We start from the raw sequence: 19,547 nt of genomic DNA on the forward strand, positions 1-19,547 counted from the left end.
ATTATATAGATTGTTATTTTGATAAGAATAGGTGGGACGATATGGAACGCCCGAAAATTGGATTAGCGCTAGGTTCAGGGGGAGCAAGGGGATTTGCTCATATTGGGGTGATAAAAATATTGAGAGAAGAGAATATTCCAATAGATTATATAGCTGGCAGCAGCATAGGGGCGATTATTGGCTGCCTATATGCTGCTGGTTCTGATATACAGCGGTTATATACGTTATCAAAGTTCTTTAAAAGGAAATATTACTTGGATTTTACTGTTCCCAAAATGGGCTTTATTGCTGGGAAGAGGGTGAAGGAATTAATTCATTTATTCACCTATGGAAAGAATCTTGAAGATTTGGATATCCCTGTTGCTGTTGTGGCAGCCGATTTATTAACAGGAGAAAAGGTTGTATTTAAGAAAGGGGCAATAGCTGATGCCGTTCGTGCCAGTATTTCTATTCCGGGTATATTTGTTCCAGAAAAAATGAATGGGAGATTGCTAGTAGATGGGGGAGTAATCGATCGCGTACCTGTTTCGGTTTTAAAGGAAATGGGAGCAGATATCATTATTGCAGTAGATGTAGCTAAAGTAAATGTAAATACAGAAATTTCGAATATTTATGATGTGATTATGCGTTCATTAGATATCATGCAAATGGAATTAGTCGAATCAAGAGAATTTGCTAGTGATGTAATGATCAAGCCGCCTGTTGAAATGTTTAATAGCAAAGCATTTACTGATTTAGAAAAAATCATTGAGATAGGAGAAGAAGAAACGAAGAAATATATAAAAGTGATTAAAAAAGAAATTAAGAAAAGAAAAGCTAATGAGAAGAAGTAACAAAATAAAGTAGCGCATAGCAAGCAAGCGCTACTTTATTTTGTTGCCCCTTTTCAATAGAAATTACTTCATAATAGGAGGCTTGGAATAATCCATCTCTAGCAACTTTTGCTGAGCAGCAACCGGCACACCTAATGCATAAATTTGGGAGGCTCGTACGTCCAATACTATTTTCTCTTTTTCAAAAGAAGAAAGCTTACTAATGATAGGAAGAAGAAATTGCTTCTTTTTTTCCTTTAAATACAAACGACCATTTGCTGTTGTTCCGAGTAAGCGAATATATGCTGGCTTGGAGTAAGTTTGCATTTCTTCTTTTTTAGTATTTGTTAGAATATGTACACAAATTCTTTGCAGTCTTGTCCAAGTATACCTTTTCGTTTTTAGTAAGCGGATAAAGTCCTGAAATGATGATGCTTCTTTCACATATTTAAGAAAGCGGTATTCTATTCCTTCTTCTATTTCATAAATGGTGGAAAGTTCTTCTGCTGTTGTTTGCAACAGCCGGAATTTTAAATAGCTCCAGTAATTCTCCCATGTATGATAAGTAAGATACGTTTCTTTATACTGTTGTAGCGCTTGATAACTACTAGAAGGAAGGAAGGGTTCAATCGTTGTTAATGATCCTGCTGTCTGTAACAATTCTTCTCTTATACTTGTAGCGCTTGCTATCGTATCAGAAGTGAATTTTTTATCATGGTAATCAGCTTTAATACGAGCAACCGTGCAAACTTGCATTGGATAAGCATTTGAACGAACTGACTTGTAGTACTCATATCCCAGTATGTTATTAGGCATATGAAGATTGAGTCCTTGTGTTTTATTTACACTTGTTAATTCCTGGATAGCGCATGATTTTGCTTTTGGATAACTCATGCCTTGTTTCATATACTCTTTTACAAGTCTATCTTCTTCATCCTTTTTTTCCGCCAACAGGTTAAAAATAGAATCAAATTCGTTTATGTTTCCTGATTCACTTCCGAAGCATAAGTAGTCACAGCCTAAGCTGTGGAGAATTTCTACTGCTCCAGAAGCAAATACGGCTGCATGCTGTGTGGCAAAAGGATAAGGAAGCTCCACAATAAGATCTATTCCGTTTTCCAGCGCCATTTCTGCTCGAGACCATTTGGAAATAAGTGCAGGTTCCCCACGCTGGAGAAAAGGACCACTCATAACAGCTATTACAATCTCTGCTTGTGTTAATTCTTTCGCTTTTTGGATATGATACAAATGACCATTATGAAATGGATTATATTCTACAACAACACCAACTGCCTTCATCACAATCTCCCTAATCATTTTTCTGAAAAAACATTAAAATGAATGCTTTATTAGTAAAAGTTTATCCTAAAAACATTGGTTATAAAAGAGAAACCTATTTGCGTCAGTATGGTTTTCTTTAGTTTTCCTATTGAAAAACAACACTCCTCACAAGCTTAAAGCTTAAATCAAGAGCAAAGAACTGGTGATTATATCAAAGTTTTGGTTGCAATTCTGTTGATTATGGGTAGAATAGAAAAGAAATCGAAATAAATAAGGGAATAATCACTTATCCACTTATTATTTACTGTAAAGAAAAAATATTGACAAATAATTATATGAAAGCTATAATTACCTTTGTTGCCTTGGGGTGATATATATGAAATGGACGTTAAGCCAGTTACAAAAATTTCGAAGTAAGGGATTGCCAATTGATGAAACAATAAATATGGATGTGATTAAAGAAACAGATCCAACCATAAGAAAAGTATCTCCTATTCATATAACAGGACGTACAGATATTGATTCAACGAAAGTGACTTTTCATTTAAATATAAAAGGATCTCTCGTGCTACCTTGCTCTCGTACTTTAGTAGACGTGGATTATCCAATTAATGTTGAAACAACAGAAACCTTCCTATTAAAAGTTTCAGAATATGAAACAGACGAAGAGGAAGTTCATCAAGTAAAAGGGGATGTAATTGACTTAGAGCCAATTATTGCTGAAATTCTTTTACTTGAGGTACCGATGCAAGTCTTCTGTGAAGATACGAAAGAAGAGGGTGCTCCTCAGTCAGGTAATGATTGGGAAGTTATCCAAGAGCAAGATTTACAGGATAAGAAAGTAGATCCTCGTCTTGCCGGACTTGCTAAGTTTTTTGAAAATGAGTAAATAAACTCATAGTTAATTATGCAAAAGAAACATGTGAGATTGGAATCATCTTTTCTCATTACTTTCTTAATACTCTTTAAGGAGGTGGGACGAATGGCTGTACCTTTTAGAAGAACATCTAAAACTGCAAAGAGAAAACGTCGTACACATTTTAAATTACAAGTGCCTGGTATGGTAGAATGCCCTAACTGTGGTGAAATGAAACTTGCTCACCGTGTATGCAGCGCTTGCGGAACATACAAAGGGAAAGAAGTTGTAAGCAACTAATTATCTTTTTTGTTGATTAAAAGCACAAGAACTTTGGTTCTTGTGCTTTTTTCCATTTAACCATTTTTAGAATAAAGTCTTTTTTTGAGACGTAATAGGAATACATAGTGAAGGGTGATGGAGAGTGATTGTCGTTAGTTCTTGTTTAGCAGGGTTGAGGGTCCGGTATAATGGAACAGATTGTTTGAATGACAACGTGGAAAAGCTGTTGAAAATGAAAGAAGTAAAGACAGTTTGCCCAGAACTAATGGGAGGATTCTCTACTCCGAGGGAACCAGCAGAGATCATTGGCGGAAATGGCTACGATGTTATCGATGGCAATGCAATAGTAAAAGATGCAAGCGGAAATGATGTAACGCAAATGTACATAGATGGAGCTTATAAAACATTAGAATTTGTTAAAAGCGTAAAAGCTGAAATAGTAGTGTTAAAAGAAAATAGTCCTTCATGTGGTAGCAGCCATATATATACTGGCTTTTTTGATGGAACCAAAAAGGAAGGAGTGGGGGTAACCACTGCGATTTTAAGAAGAAATGGTATCAAAGTGGTTTCAGAGGAAGAATTATTATGATGATTTTTTTCTAAAGATAATATTTTTTAGATGCTATATAAATGTTATTTTTCAGAACAGCATTCAGTTATTTTTTCTTTTTCATTATGAATAAATCAGTCTATCTTTTCTAGTAGATGCATATGTATGAATAAAAAACACTAGGAGGGTATACTGATGACAACAACAAGACAAGATGCTTGGTCAAAAGATGAAGATATTTTGCTTGCCGAAATCGTTCTTCGTCATATTAGAGAAGGCGGTACGCAGCTTCAAGCATTTGAAGAAGTGGGGAAGCTATTATCAAGAACAAGTGCAGCATGTGGATTTCGATGGAATTCATATGTACGCAAACAATATAAATCTGGTATTGAACTTGCCAAAAAACAAAGAAAGCAATTAAAAAAGACAAATGGAACAGAAGAATTTTCTGCAGATGAAGCAATTGTCCAGCCTTCCGCTTCTCCAGCACCAATACAGAATCAATTCGATGAAATGATTCTATATTTAAAAGATTTATATGATAAAGCAACGAAATGGGAGCAAGAAAATATTGATTCTTCCACTGTGAAAGAGAAAACAAAGGAATTGGAAGAAAAACTGACGTTGCTAAAGAAGGAAAATGAAGAGTTACAAAGCGAATTAGACTCTATGGAAGGCGCTTATAAAGCATTAGTTGATTTAATGGAGAAAGCAAGACAAATGGTGGTTTTTAAAGATGAGGATAAATTGCCAAAGGGTTAATTAAGTTATTTTTCTCTTACATTAAAATGATAACATTATATGTGTCAATAATGGATAGGTTATATGACTTATTGCAGGAGGGATCCTGTCAGTTAGGTAAAGTGTCCGCTCGACTCCTGTTTAGAATAGCGATGCAGAGGAGACTCACTAGAAGTTTGTTCCCTCCATTTTCGCTATAGGAAAGCGAGCGGTGTTTTTTATAAATTAAAAATGCGAGTATATCATTTGAATTTTGAAATTCTAAATTCTAGAGACTTGAAACGACGGTTAATTATTCCCTTCTAATTTCTCTCCGATGGATGTAAACATTCTATTCCCCCCATCAAAATGATTAAATTCTTCATTGTTTATCGATTATTTCAATCATTCTTCATTTTTTCTTTTTATTGGATTTTAATGATAGAAAAATAGAGTGTGTAAATAAGTAAATAACCCTATTTCTTTCTGTTGGTCATAATGGAGGTCTTTATAACATCGAACAGAGCATGCTTTTCACTAATCTCTGTTCCACTTAGCGACGATAGCACAATAGTAATGAATAAGTTTTTTTATCTTCCTATGCTTTTCGTACTAACAAACATTTCAGAAAATGTTAAAATAGAACTAACGATAACTTGAAACGGTAAAGGAGCTTCGAATGAAAATTGGAATTATTGGAGCTGGGGCAATTGGCTTATTGTGTGCTTACCAGTTAGAGGAAAAGTATGACGTTACTTTATACGTTCGGTCAAAGAACCAGTATGAGCAAATTAAGCAGAGTGGAATTTATTATAAGGTTAAGGAGGAAAAGAAGGCTCGAACTATAAATGTGCGATATTTTGAAGAGTGGAATGGACTAGAAGAGCTTACGATTGTGACGGTAAAGCAATATCAATTAGCGCCTATTTATGAAAAGATGGAAGCTTTTGGAACGCAAATAAAAGCAATGTGTTTTCTTCAAAATGGAATGAGTCATATAGAGAAAATCAAGAACATGGAAGTTGCTAATGTATTGATTGGAATTGTTGAGCATGGAGCCATGAAGGAAGATGCGCATACGGTAATACATACTGGAATTGGAGCAACAAAATTAGCTTGTGTAAAAGGGGAAATGGAAGAAATACTCGTTTCGCTAACAACAATGACTAATGAAGTTTTTCCGTTCATAAAGGAATATGATTATAAGACGATGATGCAAAAAAAATTAGTGGTAAATAGTATTGTAAATGGTTTAACTAGTATTTTGCAGGTGCAAAATGGTCAGTTATTGGAAAATGGTCACTATGCTCAATTAGCAAATATGTTCATGAATGAAGTGTTAGAGATTTTAACGATAACAGAAGTTGATAAAAAGATGTATCGAGATTATTGTTTGGATGTTATACGAAATACTGCCTTAAATAAATCTTCCATGTTAAAGGATATAGAAGCAGGGAGACCAACGGAAATAGACGCTATTTTGGGTTACATACTAGAGGAAGCTAAAAAGAAACAAAAGAATGCACCAATTGCATCCACTATTTATTATATGATTAAAGGAAAAGAACGAGAAGGAGAGGAGTTTTATCGATGATTAATGTAACTTCACAGCTTATTAGTTTTCTCGTTGTTTTTCCGATATTTACATTATTTATTGTTTTTGTTATTAGTAAGCTAATTACAAAAAAACAACGGCTTTCTATTCAGCTAGCAATAGATATTAGCACGATCTTTTTTATTCTGTCTGTACATTTTCTTATTCAATCCATTTGGAATACATCTTTCTTATTATATATTGTTATTTTTATCTTGTTGATTGGAATGTTATTTGTTATTATGCATTGGAAGTTTAAAGCAGAAATCGAATATAAAAAAGTATTTAAAGGGATTTGGCGTGTAACATTTCTGCTTTTTTTCACTTTATATGTTGGATTAATCGTTTACGGTCTTTTACTATCTATATTAAAAGCAATGGGAATAGTGTAATAGCGCCTGCAACTTGGTAATAGAAATACAACCAAATTAACGATTTATTTTTATTACTGACAGTTTATGAATGAATAGCTGGTTATGGACTGGCAGAAGCTATAAGCAACTTTTTTTCTTTTATATAAAAGGGATGCTATACTTTTCTATGTAACAAAATATGATAATCGATGTTTCTTTCATTAGTACTAGTGTTAAGGGAGAAGCTCGTGGTTGGCTCCTATTATTGAAGGGGTTTTATTAATAAGGAATTAATACATAAAAGTAAAAGGAAAACTCGAATTGGAGAAAGGAAGTACATAGATGGAGATGATAAATCTCTCTTTGCCTGTGGCAAATAAGTTCGTAACAGATTATTTAGAACAAAAGAATAGTACGAAAGATTTTTTTCATTATTCTTATCTTGATAAAGGTAGTTATGAGAAGAGAGTGAAAGAATTAGAAGCAAGATCTTTTATGAGAAATGATGTTGCGGACTATATTGAAGCTTATATGAAAAATTTTCCTCAAAGTGATAAGGTAAGGCATTCCATTGCTAAATTACGAATGGAAAATAGTGTGGTGGTTATTGGCGGGCAGCAAGCAGGAGTATTAACTGGTCCGCTGTATTCGATTCATAAAGTAATTAGTATAATCCTTTTAGCAAAACAAAAAGAAGAAGAATTGGATATCCCGGTCGTCCCTGTATTCTGGGTAGCTGGAGAGGATCATGATTATCTAGAAATCAATCATATATACACACCAAGCAAGGAAAAAATGAAGAAAGTTGTATTTCCACAAAGAGTACTAGATAAAAGAATGGCTTCAGATATAGAACTTGATAAACAGGTCTGTACAGACTGGCTGGAAACAATCATCGAATCTTATGGGGAAACAGATCATTCCCAGTCTTTATTACAACTTTTGCAAAAGGCAGTTGATGAGTCTACAACAATTGTTGACTTCTTTAGTTATTTGACAATGAGCTTATTTAAAGATTATGGGTTGTTACTTGTTGATTCTGGTGATAAAGAAATTCGTAAGTTAGAAAAAGAAATTTTTCTAAAACAAATCAATGAATTTCAACAATTGGCGGATGCAGTGTCCACCCAACAGAAATTAGTACAGGAAAATGGATATTCCCTTGTTATTGAAATGGCAGAGAATCCAGTTAACTTGTTTTATTACGATGATACAGAGCAAGAAAGAGTGTTGCTGCAATATGATGAAAGAGGCAACCGTTTTGTTGGAAAAGACAAAATCGTATCTTTTACATTCGATGAATTAAAAGAAATAGCAAGTGAATTCCCTCAAAAATTAAGTAATAATGTCGTTACAAGGCCAATAACACAAGATCTTCTATTTCCAACGTTAGCGTTTATTGGCGGACCTGGAGAAATTGCTTATTGGGCAGAACTAAAAAAGGCGTTTGAACACTTAGAAATAAAAATGCCACCCGTAGTTCCCCGTCTAAATATTACTCTGTTAGAGAGAAGTGTGGAAGCAGATATAGAAGAACTAAAACTATCTATGAAAGATGTTCTTATAAATGGAACATCGGAAAAATGTGCACAATTTTTACAGTCAGTTTCAAATGAAAAGATTGCTCGGTTGCTAAGTGAGGTTAAAGACGTAATTGAAACCAAATACAATCAGATTGAAGAAGAAATAAAAGCAGGGCATAAAGGTTTATTGCCATTATTGGAAAAAAATGAAGATTTTCTAATCAGTCAAGTAGAATTTATGCAAAATAAAGTTGATGATTCAGTGAAATTAAAACATGAAGTAATAGTGAATAAATTTAGTCGAATCGAACAAAATTTAAAGCCTGAAGGTTCCCCACAAGAAAGAATCTGGAACATTACTTATTTCTTAAATAAATACGGGATTGATATTCTTCAAGATGTTATGGAATTACCAATGACTTTTGATGGAACCCATAAAGTTGTTAAGTTATAAGGAAGAAGAAATGGAAACAGTCCTAATTATAGGGCGGTCAGACTGTAGACAAATCCCTGAATTTTAGAAATAGAGGTTTGTATATAGTATATTTATTATTCTCTTTGAATAGGGATGTTGTTTTCCGCTTCAGGGGTTCGCTTTCCGTGGGGCTCGCGCTGACCGCTTCGGCTTACAGCTGATGGGTCTCAGCTGTCTCGCTAATGAGACCACTGAAAAAGTCTTTTTTTCGTGCGAAATGAAGAGCAAGCATATTTGAAAGTGAAAATAAGGTTGGTTTGGAGAGGCGTCCGATCGACTCCTATGGGAGCTGCGAGAAAGTCCGAGACCCCGCAGGAACGTAGTGACGAGGAGGCTTGGCGCTCGCCCCATGGAAAGCGAGCTGACGCCTCGGAAAACAAATCCATCATCTTATGTTTAAAAAGTGGCTATTGCCCATCATCATTAACTAGCCAGTTTTTCAGTGCCCACCTCGCTAATCCCACAGGAGTCTCACCCCCCCACTCCAAGCAACGCATGAAAATTCTATTTAAGTTTCTAAAAATCTTTTTGTCGACAAACTGACCGTCCTAATTATAGGGCGGTTTTTTGTTATTATTATGTGTTTTTTAGTAGAGGTAAGGATGCTATTCCAATAACCTTTTAGAAATATCACAGGTTATTAACCAAAATTTGCAACGATCAAACCTTTTTATCTTTTCAAAATTATTATTTTTATTGCAGGAAATAAACAAAATAGCTAGAATTAAATTTAATAGTGGAGGAAAGTGGGGGAATGTGGTACATTGAGGTTAGAAAGTGGGGGACAAGGGTATGTTTATGGGGGAATATCATCATAATGTCGATGCAAAAGGACGTATCATTGTGCCTGCTAAGTTTAGAGAGAACTTAGGTGAAACCTTTATTCTAACCCGTGGCCTCGATCGATGTCTTTTCGGTTACCCACTAACGGAATGGGAGATAATTGAAGACAAGCTTAAGCAATTGCCTTTAACTAAAAAGGATGCTCGAGCATTTACCCGTTTTTTCTTCTCCGGAGCAACAGAATGCGAAATAGATAAACAAGGTCGCATAAATATTGCCTCCCCCTTATTTCAATATGCACAGCTTGAGAAAGAATGTGTTATTCTAGGTGTTTCAAATCGTATTGAAATTTGGGATAAACAAGAGTGGGAAAATTATTTTTCAGAATCAGAGGATTCTTTTGCAGAAATTGCAGAGAATATGATTGGATTCGATATTTAATTTTTTTCATTATGTACATAATAAATACTACCTACAAGAAAAATTTATAGACAGGTGTGGATTCATGTTTAATCATACAACAGTTTTACTAAATGAAGCGGTCGATGCCCTTGATATTAAGCCAGATGGAATTTATGTGGATTGTACATTAGGCGGAGCAGGGCATAGCGAATTAATTCTTTCCAGATTATCAGGTAGTGGAAGATTAATAGCGTTCGATCAAGATGAAATAGCAATAAAAAATGCCCAAGAGAAATTAGCACCATATAAGGACAGATTGACCATTGTCAAAAGTAATTTCCGCTATTTAGAAGAAGAAATTCATCACTTAGGTATTACTCATGTAGATGGGATTCTTTATGATTTAGGTGTTTCTTCCCCGCAATTGGATACCCCTGAGCGTGGATTTAGTTATCACCATGATGCGCCATTAGATATGCGCATGGATAATGAAGCAGATGTGACTGCATATGATGTTGTAAATTCTTGGTCATATGAATCATTAGTTAAAATTTTCTTTCGTTATGGGGAAGAAAAATTCTCCAAACAAATAGCAAGAAAAATTGAGGCAGCAAGAGAAACTCATCCGATCGAAACAACAGGAGAGTTGGTTGAATTAATTAAAGAGGCCATTCCAGCCCCTGCAAGAAGAAAAGGTGGCCACCCTGCTAAAAGAGTGTTTCAAGCGATACGAATTGCAGTCAATGATGAATTAGGAGTATTTGAATCTTCATTAGAGCAAGCGATCAAGTTATTAAATACAGGCGGAAGAATTAGTGTTATCACGTTTCATTCCCTTGAGGACAGAATCTGTAAGTCGGCATTTAAAAAAGCGAGTGAACTGCCGCCATTACCGCCAGGACTTCCAGTCATTCCAGATGAGTTTAAGCCGGAATTGAAATTAGTAACAAGAAAGCCAATTGTTCCATCAGAAGAAGAATTAGAATTTAATAACAGAGCAAGATCAGCAAAATTACGTGTTGCTGAAAAACAATAACAAAAGGGTGCAGGAGGTAATTAAATGAGCAATTTAGCGAGAAAAATTCAACAGGATCATTATCAACATCAAGAAGAAAAACAGTCGGTTAAAAAGGTTATTAAACAGACTAAATCATTATTATCTCCTGGTGAGAAGATTATCGGAATCGCCTTTGTTGCCATTATTTGTTTTGGCGGTGTGAAAATCGTGAGCAACCAAGCAGAGATTTATCAAGTCAACAAAGAAATTCAAGTCACACAAAATGCTGTCAATTCTATTGAAAAGTCAAATAAGGAATTAGATACACAGGTTAAGAATTTAAGTAGCTTTGAGCGTTTACGTGAAGTAGCAGGTAAATTAGGTTTAGATTTTAGTAAAGACAGTGTAAAGGTTGTGCATTAAGCAATGATTCGAAAACAGCCTAATATTAATTTTGGAGCAGCCATCCTCTTTGTTCTCTTTTGTCTGCTCTTTTTTGTTTTAGTTATTCGGTTTGTCTATATTCAGGCAACAGGAGAAGTGTCTGGTGTAGAACTTGCTGCACAAGCAGAAAAAAAACATAATACTTCTCGTATATTAGAGGCATCTAGAGGTAGTATATTGGACCGTAATGGAGAAGTAATTGCAGAGGATGCAGTTTCCTATAAACTTGTTGCAGTAACAGATGAAAAGTTAAGTGAGCATGACAAGAACAACCCCGTTCATGTCAAAGATCCGGAAACAACATCTAGAGAACTAGCAAAATATATCGATTTAACAGAGTCAGAGATTTATAGAATTTTAACAAAAGAGGGAGCTAAACAAGTGGAATTTGGAAAGGCAGGTAAGGACCTTTCCTATGAAACCAAAAAGAAAATTGAAGATTTGAAGCTCCCTGGCATTCAGATCGTTGAAGGCAAAAAGAGATTTTATCCGAATGGTATTTTTGCTTCCCATGTAATTGGATATTTAGAAGAATCAGATGGCAAAGAAACGGGTAGACTTGGCATCGAAGAAAGTTTAAACAAAATGCTAACAGGAACAAATGGTAGCATGCAGTATAGCAAGGATATTTGGGGTTATATTTTACCAAACAGTAAGGATAAAATTGTGCCTGCAAAAAATGGTAATGATGTTTATTTAACGCTCGATAAAAAAATTCAATCCTTTTTAGAGGATACCATGAATGAAGTGAATGATGAATATAATCCTGCGAAAATGATTGCAATCGTAGCTAATCCAAAAACAGGAGAAATTTTAGCGATGAGTCAAAGACCATCGTTTGATCCTGAAACAAGAGAAGGAATTACCGACTCTTGGCATAATGAAGCGATCGAAACCAATTATGAACCAGGATCTACGATGAAAATATTTACCTTAGCGGCAGCTGTTGAAGAAGGGGTATTTAACCCAAATGAAGAATATAAGTCGGGTCGATATGAAGGAATAGGCGATCATAACGGTGGTGTAGGTTGGGGATCTATTTCCTATTTGGAAGGTGTTCAACGATCTTCCAATGTAGCCTTTGCAAAACTAGCCAAAGAAAAAATAGGCTTTGATACATTTAGAGAATACTTAACGAAATTTGGTCTTGATCAAACAACAGGGATTGACCTTCCAAGAGAAGCGAATAGCTCTATTGTGTTTAACTGGCCAATCGAAAAAATTACGACAGCTTTTGGTCAAGGTACAGCATTAACACCAATTCAACAAATCCAAGCAGCGACAGCAGTGGCGAACGATGGGAAAATGGTGAAGCCGTACGTAATCGAGCAAATTAAAGATTCGAATACCGGAGAAGTAATAAAAAAAGGCGAGACTCAAGTTGCCGGGACACCGATTTCAGCTGAAACAGCCAAAGAGGTTCGCGATATTCTTGAGACAGTTATTACAAGCAAAAAAGGGACAGGTTATAAAAAATTTAATATTGATGGCTATCCGGTTGCTGGTAAAACAGGAACAGCGCAAATTCCTAAAAGTGGCGGCGGCTATTTAACAGGCAGTGATAATTATATTTTTTCATTTTTAGGAATGGCCCCAAAAGATGATCCTGAGTTAATCATGTATGTTGCTGTACAGCAGCCAGAACTGAAGGAAACAGAGGTAGGTTCTGAACCTGTTGCGGAAATTTTCACTTCTGTTATGAAGAGCAGTCTTCAATATATGGATATTGTTCCAACTGAAGGAGAAGCTTCGAAACCAATTGCAATTCCGAATTTAAGTGGAATGACTGCAGAAGAAGCGAAGAAAATTCTAGCAGATAAGGGGTTAAATGCGATTATTATCGGAGACGGTAAAACAGTGGAAGAACAACTTCCAGTCAAAGGTGAGACTTATCTAAAAGGAGAAAAAGTTATTTTAAAGACAAATGGTAAAGAAACAGTTCCTAATATGAAGGGCTGGTCATTACGTGATGTGTTAAAAGTAGCAGATTTAAATAAATTAAAGCTTGAAATCTCCGGAAGTGGATATGTATCTTCTCAAAGCATTAAAGCTGGGTCAAAGGTTAAAGAAAATGATAAATTAACGGTTAAGTTAAAAGAGCCGGAGTAAGAGGGTAAGCTCTACTACATTTTTGAGATGTGGTGGAGCTTTTTTGTTGGAGATGGACAAGGTATTGTATACTAGAAATAAGAGTTGAATTTGTAACTCTTTAAAATTAATAGGAGGGGTGAAAGTTGTATAAAAAAAGAAAGAAACCACCAGAATTAGCTTTGTTAAAATCATTAAATAGCCGGATGGAATTATCAGATGAAATGAAGCTGAGAGACTACAATCATAAAAAAGGTTGGGAAGGAGAGAGGCGGTTTGATGATTATTTAAGGAATTTAGCTCAAAATAGTATTATATTAAATGATTTATTACTGCAATCAAACCAAACGACATTTCAAATCGACTCCTTATTGATAGAAGGAGAAGCACTCCATCTCTATGAAATTAAGAACTATGAAGGTGATTTTTATTATGAAAATGATCGATTCTATAAGAAAAACAATAAAGTAGAAATCAATAATCCTATTACTCAATTAAAACGAACCGATTCCTTATTAAGACAATTAATTCATCAACTTGGTTATTCCATTCCAATTGTCCCTCATGTTGTTTTTGTAAACCAAAAATTCACCTTATATCAAGCTCCACTTCATTTGCCTATCATTTATCCTACTCAATTAAATCGTTATGTTAAATCATTAGAAATGAACAGAACACAAGTGAAAAAACAGCATACGACCTTAGCTGAAAAGTTGATAGCTCTTCATATGAATGAATCATCTTATCGAAGAATTTCAAGCTATACCTATGATGAGCTTAAGAAAGGAATCCTTTGTGATAAATGTAACTCACTGATCATTTCAGCAGAACGTTCAATGATCAAATGTGATGCATGTGGATATACAGAAAGCTTGGATAAAGCTGTTTTACGAAGTGTTGAAGAGTTTAAGCTGCTTTTTCCAGAAAGAAAGATAACGACAAAAGAAATTTATGACTGGTGTCTGATCTCGGGAGAAATGCGAAGAATTAAGAGAATATTAGATAAGCATTATAGGCTTATTGGTGTACATCAATGGGCGTACTATGAGTGAAAGATAGTGGTGGGGTCTAGCAATTTATTTGTTTTATTGGATAAAAGCTGAAAGTAAACTTAGTAAAAAGAAAAAACAGTGGTCATTGGAGGGAGAATCGCGAAATTAATTGAAAGGTAAGGGAAAGAGGCGTTCATTAAGGGAATGAACGCCAAAATAAACAGGGGAATGAGCAAAAGTGGTTTTCATCAAGGGAATGAACGCCAAAATAAACAGAGGAATGAGCAAAAGTGGTTTTCATTAAGGGAATGAACGCCAAAATAAACAGGGGAATGAGCAAAAGTGGTTTTCATCAAGGGAATGAACGCCAAAATAAACAGAGGAATGAGCAAAAGTGGTTTTCATCAAGGGGATGAACGCCAAAATAAAGAGAAGAAGCGGGAAAAGTGGTTTTCATCAAGGGAATGAACACTAAAATAAACAAAAGAAGCAGCAAAAGTAGCGATCACCAAGAAAATGACCAACAAAATAATCAGAAAAAGAAAAGAAACCCACTTTCATCAGTAAAAAACCCCCTCAATCCCTCCCCGAAAAGGAACAAATACTAAACGTTCTATTCCTTTTCGTACAAGCATATATTTCAATTGAGCTAGTATAAAGGGGGTTCCATCTGTATGCGGGTTTCAAACGTAACCGTCCGGAAACGATTATTGATAGCGCTGGTTGCTGGGATAATTATTTTCTTTATTATTGATGCAAGATTAGCGTATGTTCAATTTTTTCTGGGGGACGAGCTTACAACTAAAGCGAAAAATTTATGGAGTCGGCAAATTGCTTTTGAGCCACAACGTGGAGAGATTTTGGATCGTAATGGAATAGCGCTGGCAACAAATGTTAGTGCACCAACAGTTTATATAGTACCACGACAGCTTAAAGATCCAGCAGATACGGCAGAAAAGCTTGCAAAAGTATTAGAAGCAGATAAAGAATCTGTTTATAAGCAGATTATTCAAAAGGAGATGAGCGTTCGCTTAAAAGAAGGAAGGAAAATTACGCATGAAAAAGCAAAAAAAGTTCGTGCGCTTGATATAGATGGTGTCTATATTGGAGAAGATTCCAAGAGATCCTATCCTTTCGGAAATTATTTATCCCATGTTTTAGGGTTTGCAGGCATTGATAATCAAGGGTTAATTGGCTTAGAACTAGAATATGATGATGAGTTAAAAGGGAAAAAAGGGTCTGTTCAATATTATTCTGATGCGAAAGGTCAAAGAATGAATGATATGGCTGATGCTTATGAAGCTCCAGTAAATGGAAATGATTTAGTACTGACGATTGATACAAAAATTCAAACGATTGTAGAGAGAGAATTGGATATTGCAGAACAAACGTATGAACCTGAATCAATTATAGCATTGGCGATGAATCCAAAGACTGGTGAAGTTTTGGCGATGTCTAGTCGTCCAGGATTTGATCCTTCAGATTTTCAAAATGTTGATTCAAAAGTTTATAATCGAAATTTACCAATTTGGAGTTCATACGAACCAGGTTCTACTTTTAAAATCATCACTTTGGCAGCAGCTCTCGAAGAAGGAAAAGTAGATTTAGACAAGGACACTTTTTATGATAAGGGCTACGCCGAAGTAGGCGGAGCTAAGTTGAAATGTTGGAAGAGAGGCGGACATGGTTCGCAAACATTCTTGGAAGTTGTTCAAAACTCTTGTAACCCAGGTTTTGTGGAGTTAGGGGAACGTCTAGGAAAAGATAAGCTTTTTCAATATATTCGTGATTTTGGGTTTGGACAGAAAACAGGCATCGATTTACAGGGGGAGTCAAAAGGGATATTGTTTAACATGGACAGAGTAGGACCAGTAGAGCAAGCAACTACTGCGTTTGGTCAAGGGGTTGCAGTAACGCCAATTCAACAAGTAACAGCGCTCTCGGCAGCAATTAATGGAGGAACGCTATATACTCCTTATGTGGCGAAAGAATTAATTGATCCAGCCACTGGTGAAGTAGTCATGGAGAAGAAGCCTGTTGCAAAAAGAAAGGTTGTTTCTGAAGAAACATCCAAAGAAGTGAGAAGGGCATTAGAAAATGTTGTTGCAAAAGGATCCGGAGGTAAAGCCTTTGTGGAAGGGTATCGGGTTGGTGGAAAAACAGGAACAGCCCAAAAAGCATCGGGTGGAAGATATTTAGAGAATAACTATATTCTTTCTTTTATTGGGTTTGCACCTGCCGATGACCCAGAACTAGTCGTCTATGTGGCAGTAGATAATCCAAAAGGAACCATACAATTTGGTAGTGCTGTTGCTGCACCAATCGTTGGGGCTATTATGGGAGATAGCTTAAGAGCGTTAGGTGTTGAACCGCGTAAAGACCAAATTGATAAAGTATATAAATATCCAGAAAATCCATTAATAGAAGTGCCTGATCTTGTAGGTCATACGAAAAAAGACATTAGTGAAATGTTTATTAATCTTAAAATAGAATCAAGTGGAAGTGGAGATACCGTTATCAAGCAATCCCCTGAACCAGGAACAAAAGTAAAGGATGGCTCCACAATATTGGTTCAATTTAATTAATTAGATAAAATGCGGCCGATTTCTACGTGCCGCATTTTGTCCTATAGGATAAAAAAACTGCCTTAAATATCAAAAAGGACAGAAAAATACATAAAAATATCCTCCATTTTAAATTATTCTTCTAATATAAATTCTCCAACAATAAGGTACAACATAGATAAATTTTTTTTAATCATGTAAAATAAAATACGCTAAGAAAATTGTATAATCTATATGGTTGAGTCATTATTTAGTATATAATTAATATTTATCCCACTCTTAACGGCCAGTAAGACTCCCCCTTAAGCTTCTGAGAATACGAGGAAGCTAGGTGGGAGATCAACTGTCCGTAAAGGTCCGATTGGTTCAACTAACCATCAGTGGGAGATGAAGGACCCCCACTGATGGAAGTTTCACTTTATCCCACTCTTAACGGCCAGTAAGACTCCCCCTTAAGCTTCTGAGAATACGAGGAAGCTAGGTGGGAGATCAACTGTCCGTAAAGGTCCGATTGGTTCAACTAACCATCAGTGGGAGATGAAGGACCCCCACTGATGGAAGTTTCACTTTATCCCACTCTTAACGGCCAGTAAGACTCCCCCTTAAGCTTCTGAGAATACGAGGAAGCTAGGTGGGAGATCAACTGTCCGTAAAGGTCCGATTGGTTCAACTAACCATCAGTGGGAGATGAAGGACCCCCACTGATGGAAGTTTCACTTTATCCCACTCTTAACGGCCAGTAAGACCCCCCCCTTAAGCTTCTGAGAATACGAGGAAGCTAGGTGTGAGAGCAACTGTCCGTAAAGGTCCGATTGGTTCAACTAACCATCAGTGGGGGAGGAAGGAAAACCCCACTGATGGAAGTTTCACTTTATAAGTGATTCAGATTACATATAGAGCTAGAGAAAAGAGGAATCAGAAAGCGATGCAATTAAAAAAACTTATTGAGAATTTACACCCATACGTCCCTTATGATGGAGACGATGTGGAAATAAAATCAATAGAGAATGATAATCGCAAAGTAATAAATGGCAGTCTTTTTATTTGTATAAAAGGATATACAGTCGATGGCCATGATTTTGCCCAAAAAGCATATGAGTCTGGAGCGGTGGCTGTCATTGCTGAAAGAAAATTACCTTTACCTATTCCGGTTATAGTTGTGAAAGATACAAAGAGGGCTGGTAGTATCCTGGCAGATGTCTTTTATCAAAAGCCAACACAAAAGCTTCAGCTTATTGGCATAACTGGAACAAATGGAAAAACAACTACTAGTCATTTAATAGATGCTATTTTAAAAGAAGCAGATCAAAAAACAGGAATCATCGGTACGATGTATACGAAAATCGGTGAGGAAATTCAGGAAACAAAAAATACTACTCCAGAGGCAGTGACACTTCAGAAGCTCTTCCATCAAATGGTGGAACAGAAGGTCGACACAGCTGTTATGGAAGTGTCTTCCCATGCCCTTGTAGAAGGAAGAGTATTTGGCTGCGATTATGATATAGCTGTATTCACAAATTTAAGTCAGGACCATTTAGATTATCATGGTACGATGGAGGAATATAAAAAAGCAAAAGGGCTATTGTTTACAAGATTAGGAAATGCTTTCACATCAGAAAAGCCAAAGTTTGCAATCTTAAACAAAGATGATGCAACAGCTAAAGAGTATGAAACCATTACTGCTGCTCATATTCTTACATATGGAATTGATACGGATGCTGATATAATGGCGAAAAATATAAGAATCACTGCAGCCGGTACATCCTTTGATCTGCATTCGCCGTTTGGAACACACCAAGTACAGCTAAAAATGGTTGGTAAATTCAATGTGTATAATTCGTTAGCAAGCATTGGTGCTGCGATTGCAAGCAATATTCCATTAGAGGTAACAATTAAGGCGTTAGAAAAGGTAGAAGGAGTTGCGGGTAGATTTGAAACAGTAAATGCAGAACAAAACTTCTCGGTGATTGTAGATTATTCCCATACACCTGATAGTTTACAAAACGCGTTACAGACGGTGAAAGAATTTGCGAAGAAAAATGTTTATGTCATTGCTGGCTGTGGAGGAGATAGAGACAAGACGAAACGTCCTTTAATGGCGAAAATTGCTTGTCAGGAAGCTTCTTATGCTATCCTAACTTCCGATAATCCTCGAAGTGAAGATCCGCTTGCTATATTAAAAGATATGGAAGCAGGAGTTACGGGAGAACAGAATTATACGATTATTGCTGATCGAAAAGAGGCTATTCGCTTTGCCATAAATCAAGCGAAACCAGGCGATGTTATATTAATTGCAGGGAAAGGCCATGAAACGTATCAAATTATTGGTTCTGAAGTGTTAGATTTTGATGATCGTTTAGTGGCAAAAGAAGCGATAGAGGAGAGAAAAAATGACACTGTCCTATAAATTAATCCTTCAGGCGATACCCGAAGCAAAAGGTTTTGTAAAAGAAGATTTGCTTTTTCAAACCGTGTCATTTATAGCAGATTCCAAGCAGCCAAAAGGATTGTTTATACCATTATATAAAGACCATTCTGGTGATTTGAGTACTGCTATAGCAAATGGAGCAATAGGAGCAATATGGGAAGAAGGAGTGGAACTCCCTTCATATACACCTAATCATTTTCCTATTTTTTATACAAAAGATTTAAAGGAAGGCATATTAAAAATGATCGAAATTTATGATGAACAATTACAAGAACAAGAAAACACAATAAATTTTATTTTTTTGCAAGAAAACAGTCTGAATTCCAATATGGAATCATATGATATACCGGTAATTAGAGAGCATGTATTAAAAACAAGCAATCAAGCGAAAGGAGGGAACTAA

At 35.9% G+C, this 19,547-nt stretch carries 17 protein-coding genes; 16 read left to right on the plus strand and 1 reads right to left on the minus strand.

What is annotated here, in order from left to right:
- The first annotated feature begins 41 nt into the window (after positions 1-41).
- On the plus strand, positions 42-833 hold the full coding sequence (locus tag HHU08_RS09450) for a patatin-like phospholipase family protein (protein WP_016200989.1): 792 nt from the start codon (positions 42-44) through the stop codon (positions 831-833).
- 63 nt (positions 834-896) lie between these two features.
- Here the strand turns inward: HHU08_RS09450 and HHU08_RS09455 are convergent, their stop codons facing one another.
- Positions 897-2,111 (minus strand): nucleotidyltransferase, encoded by a 1,215-nt coding sequence (locus tag HHU08_RS09455; RefSeq protein ID WP_169188338.1) that lies wholly within the window; start codon positions 2,109-2,111, stop codon positions 897-899.
- A gap of 358 nt (positions 2,112-2,469) precedes the next feature.
- On the opposite strand from HHU08_RS09455, the gene HHU08_RS09460 reads away from it, so the two are divergent.
- The 15 genes from HHU08_RS09460 to HHU08_RS09530 all read left to right on the plus strand — a co-directional run bounded on the left by HHU08_RS09460 (position 2,470) and on the right by HHU08_RS09530 (position 19,547).
- Complete coding sequence (locus tag HHU08_RS09460; RefSeq protein WP_016200992.1) at positions 2,470-2,982, plus strand: YceD family protein; 513 nt, start codon at positions 2,470-2,472, stop codon at positions 2,980-2,982.
- A gap of 93 nt (positions 2,983-3,075) precedes the next feature.
- Positions 3,076-3,249 carry a 50S ribosomal protein L32 gene (gene rpmF, locus HHU08_RS09465; protein WP_016200993.1) on the plus strand — a complete coding sequence of 58 codons (174 nt, stop codon included), beginning with the start codon at positions 3,076-3,078 and terminating at the stop codon, positions 3,247-3,249.
- 124 nt (positions 3,250-3,373) lie between these two features.
- A complete protein-coding gene (locus HHU08_RS09470) occupies positions 3,374-3,820 on the plus strand; it encodes a DUF523 domain-containing protein (protein WP_169188339.1) in 447 nt (148 codons plus the stop codon).
- Between the two features lie 156 nt (positions 3,821-3,976).
- On the plus strand, positions 3,977-4,543 hold the full coding sequence (locus HHU08_RS09475; protein ID WP_016200995.1) for an RsfA family transcriptional regulator: 567 nt from the start codon (positions 3,977-3,979) through the stop codon (positions 4,541-4,543).
- A gap of 637 nt (positions 4,544-5,180) precedes the next feature.
- Positions 5,181-6,095 (plus strand): 2-dehydropantoate 2-reductase, encoded by a 915-nt coding sequence (locus HHU08_RS09480; protein ID WP_169188340.1) that lies wholly within the window; start codon positions 5,181-5,183, stop codon positions 6,093-6,095.
- Positions 6,092-6,487, plus strand: coding sequence for a DUF3397 domain-containing protein (locus HHU08_RS09485; RefSeq protein ID WP_016200998.1), 396 nt, complete (start codon positions 6,092-6,094; stop codon positions 6,485-6,487). The genes HHU08_RS09480 and HHU08_RS09485 overlap by 4 nt, the downstream gene beginning before the upstream one ends.
- Before the next feature lie 303 nt (positions 6,488-6,790).
- Positions 6,791-8,425 (plus strand): bacillithiol biosynthesis cysteine-adding enzyme BshC, encoded by a 1,635-nt coding sequence (gene bshC, locus HHU08_RS09490; RefSeq protein ID WP_169188341.1) that lies wholly within the window; start codon positions 6,791-6,793, stop codon positions 8,423-8,425.
- Between the two features lie 813 nt (positions 8,426-9,238).
- Positions 9,239-9,670, plus strand: coding sequence for a division/cell wall cluster transcriptional repressor MraZ (mraZ, locus tag HHU08_RS09495; RefSeq protein WP_016200999.1), 432 nt, complete (start codon positions 9,239-9,241; stop codon positions 9,668-9,670).
- Positions 9,671-9,734: 64 nt separating this feature from the next.
- Complete coding sequence (gene rsmH, locus HHU08_RS09500) at positions 9,735-10,667, plus strand: 16S rRNA (cytosine(1402)-N(4))-methyltransferase RsmH (protein WP_016201000.1); 933 nt, start codon at positions 9,735-9,737, stop codon at positions 10,665-10,667.
- Positions 10,668-10,691: 24 nt separating this feature from the next.
- The gene (ftsL, locus tag HHU08_RS09505) at positions 10,692-11,051 is read left to right on the plus strand and encodes a cell division protein FtsL (RefSeq protein ID WP_016201001.1); all 360 of its coding nucleotides are present in this window, start codon (positions 10,692-10,694) and stop codon (positions 11,049-11,051) included.
- A 3-nt stretch (positions 11,052-11,054) separates the two neighbouring features.
- Positions 11,055-13,181, plus strand: coding sequence for a penicillin-binding protein (locus HHU08_RS09510; protein ID WP_169188342.1), 2,127 nt, complete (start codon positions 11,055-11,057; stop codon positions 13,179-13,181).
- 125 nt (positions 13,182-13,306) lie between these two features.
- Positions 13,307-14,212 carry a nuclease-related domain-containing protein gene (locus HHU08_RS09515; protein ID WP_169188343.1) on the plus strand — a complete coding sequence of 302 codons (906 nt, stop codon included), beginning with the start codon at positions 13,307-13,309 and terminating at the stop codon, positions 14,210-14,212.
- Positions 14,213-14,826: 614 nt separating this feature from the next.
- A complete protein-coding gene (locus tag HHU08_RS09520) occupies positions 14,827-16,737 on the plus strand; it encodes a stage V sporulation protein D (protein WP_016201005.1) in 1,911 nt (636 codons plus the stop codon).
- Positions 16,738-17,641: 904 nt separating this feature from the next.
- On the plus strand, positions 17,642-19,123 hold the full coding sequence (locus HHU08_RS09525; RefSeq protein ID WP_169189648.1) for a UDP-N-acetylmuramoyl-L-alanyl-D-glutamate--2,6-diaminopimelate ligase: 1,482 nt from the start codon (positions 17,642-17,644) through the stop codon (positions 19,121-19,123).
- Positions 19,107-19,547 (plus strand): hypothetical protein, encoded by a 441-nt coding sequence (locus HHU08_RS09530; RefSeq protein ID WP_016201007.1) that lies wholly within the window; start codon positions 19,107-19,109, stop codon positions 19,545-19,547. The genes HHU08_RS09525 and HHU08_RS09530 overlap by 17 nt, the downstream gene beginning before the upstream one ends.

It is taken from the genome of Niallia alba, from assembly GCF_012933555.1.
GTDB classification, from domain to species: Bacteria; Bacillota; Bacilli; order Bacillales; family Cytobacillaceae; genus Niallia; species Niallia alba.

What these genes read in the sequence shown, in the direction of transcription:
- HHU08_RS09455 (WP_169188338.1), bottom strand. Translation starts at nt 2,111, where the DNA reads ATGAAGGCAGTTGGTGTTGTTGTAGAATATAATCCATTTCATAATGGT.
- HHU08_RS09525 (WP_169189648.1), top strand. Translation starts at nt 17,642, where the DNA reads ATGCAATTAAAAAAACTTATTGAGAATTTACACCCATACGTCCCTTAT.
- bshC (WP_169188341.1), top strand. Translation starts at nt 6,791, where the DNA reads ATGGAGATGATAAATCTCTCTTTGCCTGTGGCAAATAAGTTCGTAACA.
- ftsL (WP_016201001.1), top strand. Translation starts at nt 10,692, where the DNA reads ATGAGCAATTTAGCGAGAAAAATTCAACAGGATCATTATCAACATCAA.
- HHU08_RS09510 (WP_169188342.1), top strand. Translation starts at nt 11,055, where the DNA reads ATGATTCGAAAACAGCCTAATATTAATTTTGGAGCAGCCATCCTCTTT.
- HHU08_RS09450 (WP_016200989.1), top strand. Translation starts at nt 42, where the DNA reads ATGGAACGCCCGAAAATTGGATTAGCGCTAGGTTCAGGGGGAGCAAGG.
- HHU08_RS09475 (WP_016200995.1), top strand. Translation starts at nt 3,977, where the DNA reads ATGACAACAACAAGACAAGATGCTTGGTCAAAAGATGAAGATATTTTG.
- mraZ (WP_016200999.1), top strand. Translation starts at nt 9,239, where the DNA reads ATGTTTATGGGGGAATATCATCATAATGTCGATGCAAAAGGACGTATC.
- rpmF (WP_016200993.1), top strand. Translation starts at nt 3,076, where the DNA reads ATGGCTGTACCTTTTAGAAGAACATCTAAAACTGCAAAGAGAAAACGT.
- HHU08_RS09520 (WP_016201005.1), top strand. Translation starts at nt 14,827, where the DNA reads ATGCGGGTTTCAAACGTAACCGTCCGGAAACGATTATTGATAGCGCTG.
- HHU08_RS09530 (WP_016201007.1), top strand. Translation starts at nt 19,107, where the DNA reads ATGACACTGTCCTATAAATTAATCCTTCAGGCGATACCCGAAGCAAAA.
- rsmH (WP_016201000.1), top strand. Translation starts at nt 9,735, where the DNA reads ATGTTTAATCATACAACAGTTTTACTAAATGAAGCGGTCGATGCCCTT.
- HHU08_RS09485 (WP_016200998.1), top strand. Translation starts at nt 6,092, where the DNA reads ATGATTAATGTAACTTCACAGCTTATTAGTTTTCTCGTTGTTTTTCCG.
- HHU08_RS09460 (WP_016200992.1), top strand. Translation starts at nt 2,470, where the DNA reads ATGAAATGGACGTTAAGCCAGTTACAAAAATTTCGAAGTAAGGGATTG.
- HHU08_RS09480 (WP_169188340.1), top strand. Translation starts at nt 5,181, where the DNA reads ATGAAAATTGGAATTATTGGAGCTGGGGCAATTGGCTTATTGTGTGCT.